Source organism: Sporosarcina sp. CAU 1771 (assembly GCF_054482775.1).
Genome location: NZ_JBTLRN010000047.1, coordinates 1 through 6,409, shown reverse-complemented (window position 1 = coordinate 6,409; position 6,409 = coordinate 1). Strand labels below are relative to the sequence as shown.

At 33.0% G+C, this 6,409-nt stretch carries 9 protein-coding genes; 4 read left to right on the top strand and 5 right to left on the bottom strand.

The genetic code is table 11. From position 1 onward, the window contains the following. The 3 genes from ACXYMX_RS16810 to ACXYMX_RS16800 form a co-directional block, all read left to right on the top strand. The coding region (locus ACXYMX_RS16810) for an ATP-binding protein (RefSeq protein ID WP_459043586.1) at positions 1–109 on the top strand (109 nt) is incomplete at its 5' end. 24 nt (positions 110–133) lie between these two features. Then, the gene (locus tag ACXYMX_RS16805) at positions 134–595 is read left to right on the top strand and encodes a hypothetical protein (RefSeq protein ID WP_459045398.1); all 462 of its coding nucleotides are present in this window, start codon (positions 134–136) and stop codon (positions 593–595) included. Between the two features lie 448 nt (positions 596–1,043). Beyond that, positions 1,044–1,340, top strand: a complete 297-nt coding sequence (locus ACXYMX_RS16800; RefSeq protein ID WP_459045397.1) for a GIY-YIG nuclease family protein — start codon at positions 1,044–1,046, stop codon at positions 1,338–1,340. Positions 1,341–1,589: 249 nt separating this feature from the next. On the opposite strand, the gene ACXYMX_RS16795 is transcribed toward ACXYMX_RS16800, so the two are convergent. After that, a complete protein-coding gene (locus ACXYMX_RS16795) occupies positions 1,590–2,021 on the bottom strand; it encodes a YkvA family protein (protein WP_459045396.1) in 432 nt (143 codons plus the stop codon). Between the two features lie 543 nt (positions 2,022–2,564). Here ACXYMX_RS16795 and ACXYMX_RS16790 point away from each other — a divergent pair. After that, on the top strand, positions 2,565–2,783 hold the full coding sequence (locus tag ACXYMX_RS16790; protein WP_459045395.1) for a hypothetical protein: 219 nt from the start codon (positions 2,565–2,567) through the stop codon (positions 2,781–2,783). Positions 2,784–2,952: 169 nt separating this feature from the next. Here the strand turns inward: ACXYMX_RS16790 and ACXYMX_RS16785 are convergent, their stop codons facing one another. From ACXYMX_RS16785 to ACXYMX_RS16770, 4 genes are all read right to left on the bottom strand, one after another. Beyond that, entirely contained in the window at positions 2,953–3,387 is a 435-nt protein-coding gene (locus tag ACXYMX_RS16785) for a hypothetical protein (RefSeq protein WP_459045394.1), read from the bottom strand. 1,021 nt (positions 3,388–4,408) lie between these two features. After that, the gene (gloA, locus tag ACXYMX_RS16780; RefSeq protein ID WP_459045393.1) at positions 4,409–4,789 is read right to left on the bottom strand and encodes a lactoylglutathione lyase; all 381 of its coding nucleotides are present in this window, start codon (positions 4,787–4,789) and stop codon (positions 4,409–4,411) included. Between the two features lie 124 nt (positions 4,790–4,913). Further along, positions 4,914–5,615 carry a hydroxyacylglutathione hydrolase gene (gene gloB, locus ACXYMX_RS16775; protein WP_459045392.1) on the bottom strand — a complete coding sequence of 234 codons (702 nt, stop codon included), beginning with the start codon at positions 5,613–5,615 and terminating at the stop codon, positions 4,914–4,916. A 252-nt stretch (positions 5,616–5,867) separates the two neighbouring features. Beyond that, a complete protein-coding gene (locus ACXYMX_RS16770; RefSeq protein WP_459045391.1) occupies positions 5,868–6,089 on the bottom strand; it encodes a hypothetical protein in 222 nt (73 codons plus the stop codon). Between the last annotated feature and the right edge of the window lie 320 nt (positions 6,090–6,409).

Here is a 6,409-nt window from a genome sequence, read left to right as displayed (position 1 = left end):
GATTTTAGATCGTTTACTTCACCGCGTTGAGGTCGTTAATTTAAATGATGATAGTTACCGTATGAAACATCGTGTCAGTATGTTTGAAAGCGAAAGTGTTCAAAGTTAATTAGCATAAAGTGTCCAATTCTACTTGACGGTTACACCTTCTTTGTTAGGTGTGATTATAGGTGGATTGATTACATTTTTTATTCAACAAAGTATTGTGCGCAAACAACAAAAATGGGACGGAGAAAAAATGAAGATTGATAAATTTCACCAAGAGCAAACTATTAAATTTCAAACATTTAATAAAATACTCCAATTAAATGGTAGTTATGAAGTTCTTGAGCATAATATACATTACGGACGTGAACTTAATCAAAATAAATATACTGAACATATAAGACCTTTGTTATTTGATATATTCCATCTATTAGATGAGACAATAGTAACAAACGTTAATTCCATTGAAGACATAAATGAACGCCAGTTTGTAATGGAAGAAAAAGCTCCTAGTGATAAAGAAGCTCTGAGCAATAGTTATTTAGAAATCTTGAGATTAATTAATGAACAGTTTAAAGAGCTAAGAAAATCTAAGCTAAATGATAGATAAAAGGTCTATCAGAACTGTCTGGTTAATCTTCTAATACAAACGGGTGCAATTCTTTAATAAGAATTTTTACCCTTTTAAGTATCGGTCCAGATTGGGTAAAGGAAATGATAAAAGAGCTGTAACAATGAAAAAGTGGCCTTTATTATACTTTAGTTAAATATAGAGAGTATTATATAAGGGGAGATATTTCTGTTCCAGGTGAAAAATTGGAACTTGAATTTGCAGATGTAGATGGCAATATTATTGTTGTGAGATTTAAAAGTGTATGAGACTTAGAGGATGAAGAAGTTATAAAATATTTGTTTAATAATTCTTCAGATTAAATATATTAGGTGGGTGAGTACTTTATAAACAATTTAGTTTATATCATAATCTCGCTAGGTTATTAAGTAATCAAATGATAATAAATGGAATCAATAGTTCAATTTAGAAAGGATTTATTTGAAGTATGAAGGTCATTTATAAAATTACGTATCCAAATGGAAAAATTTATATTGGTAAGGATTTTACAGATAATATTAACTACTATGGGAGTGCTAATAACAAATTAATTGAGAAAGACTTTTCGAGGGAAGAACGAAGCGATTTTACGATTCGGAAAGAAATATTATGGGAGTCAGAAACTGCCACGGACAAAGAGGTCAATCTTAAAGAGGTTGAATGTATTAGATACCATAAATCAAATGATCCGAGTATTGGTTATAACAGATGGCCTAGGCATAAAGAAAGCAAGCCGAATACATAGATATATCAAAAGTTGATATATTACTAGCGGTTGCGAGTCTTGAAGAAGATTTTGCACCATAACATTATATTCGGTCATCTTGCTAAAAAAGTTAAGTAGAAGTATTAGTAGATATTTGACATAAAATACGTACTAATAAGTGTGAAAGTAATCGGTTTTGGATGTTATTGGAAGATTAATTAAAAAATAATACAAGTGATCATATATTATTAATAAAAAAAAGACCCTAAATTCAACAAGCCAATATATTTATTCGTCATTATCTTCATTTTTATGACGTTTCTTTTCAATATCTTTATCTATAGATTCAACGGCCTTTAATGCATTTTTCCCAAACCAATCTACTATTTTATTTTTTGCTAGTTGTTTTGTTTCGGTGTCTATATAGGCGGCCACAATTAATAAAGCAGTAATCAAAACGATTAAATCATCAGCATATCCAACACCTGGCGTAATGTCCGGTATAAAATCTATTGGGGAAATGAAATATCCTAAAGCACCAAAAATAGTGCCTTTTGCTTTTAACGGTATTGTAGGTTTTTGGGCAGTGTAGAAAAGTAGTAATGCAGCATAGGTAACTTTAACCCCTGCCTTTTTTCCGTACTTTAATACCTTTCTCCAAAAACTATCTTCAGTGTATTGTTCTGAATAATCCTCATCTATGTTAGTAATAGTAATCACCTATTTTCGGTTATTTGTATCTAATTATTATTACTTGTTTTATTCGACAAATTATTTAAAATTCCTTTTTAAACTTATGCTCCGTATTTAGAAAATAATGTCCAATCGGCGTGTAAGTCATAATGCATTGCTGAAGAGTGCTATTCTAAAATATAATCATTTTAAACATATAAACCGCCAAATTAATAACCCGTTCATTTTTGATTCGCAAAACTCTAATTATAAACCTAACCAGAGAGTCAATTGAAACATCAATTGGTTGTCTGGTTTTTATTGATATAGGTAGCTTATAAACCTTCTAGCAATTCATAATACTTTTCCTTTTACTCCAATTAAGAATGTGACTGAATTTGTGTAACCACTGTTTAAAGTGACACTTATTGTGGTGTGACGATGATGCAAGTTAAGTTTTTGTAAATCGTACCCTATAGTAAAAGATTTGTATTAAAAATAATAAAGGTAAGAAATTGGAAAAGACTTTGAATTCACTTTAGCAATTGCATATTTTTGGTTATAATACATTACGAAGGGTTGGTGGAGACAATGAGGATCCAAATTAAAGTGTACTTTTCTCGTGGTGTTGAAAGGAAATATTTATTGAAAGAAGTTAGTGAGATTGAATTTGAAGAACTGAAAGAAAAAATCAGGAATCGTTTTGATGGAATCTTGATTTGTAACCATCTGGAACTTTCTGAGGAAAATGGAGTAGTCAGTTTTGTTAATCTTTCAGATGTCGATGAGATTGTTGCAAGTGTTCTCTGAGTTTGAATAAAAAAGAGTTGAGGCTAACGAGCTGAACTCTTTTACATAGAAAAAACCAGTTCGGTTTTGAATGATAAAATCTAAAACACCAGCTTTAATCCAATCATTATTTTGGTTCATCTCAAGAGCAGCTAATCTTGAACAATCGCACCCGATTGAGGAAAATTTATTAACTATATCTTTTGTTCAATTTGAGACCTTTTCTATAACTCCAAAAAACATAACCACTAAGACATAGCTGGACAATGCCAATAATTAAAAAGGGTCCAGTTACTATATACATTTCACCAACGGCAATGTACTGATAAGCCAAACCGAACAAGAAAACTACTCCCATAACAGCAGATGCATACCAAGAACTATTATGTTCTTTTTTAAAACTTAACACTGCCGCTATAATATTACCGAGTCCAAATATGACAACTGCTAAAATCCCAGGCATAACCCAACTATCAAAAGGAAGATTGGACACCCAACTGTCGGGATATGGATCGGCAAAAAACGTTCCATTACTCGACGTTATCATTTGAACTCCTAGCCAAATTGCACCCATCGCCAAAAACAAATCATAAATGCCCAACACGATTGCACCAATTTTACGCATTTCCTTCCCCTCCCCAAATAATGACTTATAAAAGTTTTAGCATAACTGTTCAACAAAATAGCTCCGATTGTTGAGCAACAATATATTTTCGGTTCAATAATAGTATACCAGAGATTCCCAATAATACCTTTTTAAAAAAGAAAAGCATCGAAAAAATTCGATACTTTCAATGAGTATAAAAGGTCTCCCAAAAACTAATCTAATTAGACGATTAATTGATGTTTAATTACTAGTGGATAATGGTTGTTATTTCGGTTTTGCAAATCAAAACTGAACGTGTTACATTTTTTATAGTGAGTTGTTTACCGATAGGCTGCGAATAACGGATTACTATAAAAATCTTTTTTCTGTATTTTTAGGTATACTTATTCAGTTATTCTGATTCATTAAGCAAGTGTCTTTTGACCTTTGATATTCTTTACCTATATAACCACAAGCCAAACACATTCCATTAGGCGACAGCAAAGGGGTTATTATAATTGTACCAATCAGTAAACTTTTCATCATACCAACTCAGTTCAAAATTACTCCCCTAAATAACAACCAATAAGAAAAGATGCTGCCATTGGCTTTGCAGCTTGGAACTTTATTCATTTATTTTCTAAAGGTTTTACACATTTCGAATGAACCCGCACTTACAATGATGTCAATGCTAAACAATTTTTAGCTACACTCTTTTAGTTAGAAATATGAAGATTATCGCATAATCAAAAAGCGTAAATTAGGTGTGCACTATTTTACGGTTACATATAAATAACGAGCAAAAGATGTGATAAACCCACCAACATCCAATGTGTTGTCAATTACACTCCACACATGTGGAGTGCGTAGCGTGGTTGGAATTGAAGTTGTAACCTATTAAAATAAACATCCGATTTTCATTGCACCAATTTTATAATAAAGATTTTGTAAAGGGACAAATGACACACCATTAAAATAAAAGCCTAACCCTCATTTCTCTATTTTGTAAGTAGAGGATCGAGGAGTAGGCTTTTTATAATTAATTTGTATTTAGAACATTTTAGTGCTCACGCTTTACTTCGATTCGATAGCCGTCAGGGTCAGTAACAAAGAAGTAAGAAGGTGTTCCACCTGAAAGGCCTCTCAATTCGCCTGTTTCATAAGCAGAAGCTTTACAAATTTTATGCATTTCTTCTAAATCATTTACTGTTACGCCTAAATGACTGAACCCATTTCCTATAACATATGGTTCTGCATCATAATTGTAAGTAAGTTCGATTTGTACTGAAGAACCTGGTGAATTTAAATAGATTAAATCAAATTTATCTTCAGGGAATTCTCTGCGACTAGCTAGTTCAAAATCAAAAAGCTCCGTGTAAAAATCTAATGTAGCATCAATGTCTCTAACACGTAAACAAATCTCAACGAGTACTTGGTTCATTTTATCATCCTCCGTAAATATACTGATTTTATCGTATCATAGATCCTCTATAAGTTCATTTGAATCGATTGAATTAAGCGACTAGCTATTTTCAATGACTGTTGCCGATTTAAAACCGTATCATTTAGAAGTCATCACGGGCATTACGTAATTCGATGAAGTCCTCCAATGTTTCTGCTTGTAGAAATAGGTTAATTTCCTTCTCCCTGCCGATCGTTGACGGGAGTGTTGGCTCTCCTTTTGCACGTACTTCACGGACTTCATTCAATGATATGGAGATTTTTTCGTTGTCTGGACGCATGTCGTATGCAAAGCGTAAATTAGTTTCGGTATACTCGTGACCAGCATAAATACTTACATTATCATCCAAGCGTTTAAATTTCTGCAAGGATTCATATTGAGCTTCGTAATCACCGGTAAAAACTCGACCGCATCCTGCTGAAAACAAGGCATCCCCACAAAACAGATGATTTCCCATTACAAAACTAATATGGCCATGTGTATGCCCGCCCGTTTCAAAGACTTGAAAAGTTTGGCCCAACAAGTTAAAAGTGTCCCCTTCTTCTACAATATGATTCGCCAAGGCATCCGTTTCTTTCGGTCCATAAATCGGAATTTCTGGATAACTCGCGAGAATCTCGAGTACCCCGCCGGTATGGTCTTCATGCTTATGTGTTAAAAGAATGGCCGCCAAGCGAAGCTGCTTTTCTTCAAGGTAATTAAGGACATCATTCGCTGTTCCGGGATCAACCACAATTACTTCTGTTTCTTTTTGAATGCACCATATGTAATTATCAGCAAAAGCTTTGATTGGATGAATAATCATCTTACAATTCCTCCTCTTTTCATACATCTGATTTGCGGTTTGGAGACTAGTTTTCTCCTTCTTCTGACAAGTTATAGTTTACCTCACTATCATAACACGGAGATTATTAATATTCATGGAGGAGGTCGACCTTCTCTGTCTGTAATTCAATCCTTATTCGTGTCAACATCTATTAAAGAATGCCTGTGCAACATTGAATTCAATGTTGCACAGGCATTTTGAATTATCACAATGAATGATATCGACAGAAAGTCATTTTCGATTCCTACCAAAACTCTTTAAGTTTGTATTGCTTTTTTCAACTTTCTTTTCAAACTCAACCACCACAAAGTATTTAGTTTCGCTCATCTTTTCAACGCTTATCACTTTTCCGTTCCGTCCTTTTATCCTTACGCTTTCATCCACGGCCGGTATTTCCCGGGATGCTATATTGAGTAGTTCAATATTGTTTTCAAGATAATGAATGGCATACATTGTCTAATCCCCTTTTTTAAAATGAGTGTTGGTATACATTCATTTTATGAAGAGAATTGCGATATAGAACGTAGTCAAGTGATTTTGCGTACCTTTTTGTTTGTTACCAGGTATTATAAAATTAGCCGATTAACGTTAATAGTTAGCTTAAAATGAAAAGTATATTCAGCTTAATTGAATCAATTTCATAATTGACGATTTTAAAAATAAACAGAATAGCCCCTTGAAGATTTGTTGGTTTTTTAAAAATAAATAAACAATTTTATTAAGCAGTTTGTAACGATTCTTGCTCGATAGCGACCTTAATTCGATCCGTGGCT

Coding starts and splice junctions, on each gene's coding strand:
- ACXYMX_RS16800 (WP_459045397.1), top strand. CDS start 1,044: ATGAAGGTCATTTATAAAATTACGTATCCAAATGGAAAAATTTATATT.
- ACXYMX_RS16790 (WP_459045395.1), top strand. CDS start 2,565: ATGAGGATCCAAATTAAAGTGTACTTTTCTCGTGGTGTTGAAAGGAAA.
- ACXYMX_RS16785 (WP_459045394.1), bottom strand. CDS start 3,387: ATGCGTAAAATTGGTGCAATCGTGTTGGGCATTTATGATTTGTTTTTG.
- gloA (WP_459045393.1), bottom strand. CDS start 4,789: ATGAACCAAGTACTCGTTGAGATTTGTTTACGTGTTAGAGACATTGAT.
- gloB (WP_459045392.1), bottom strand. CDS start 5,615: ATGATTATTCATCCAATCAAAGCTTTTGCTGATAATTACATATGGTGC.
- ACXYMX_RS16770 (WP_459045391.1), bottom strand. CDS start 6,089: ATGTATGCCATTCATTATCTTGAAAACAATATTGAACTACTCAATATA.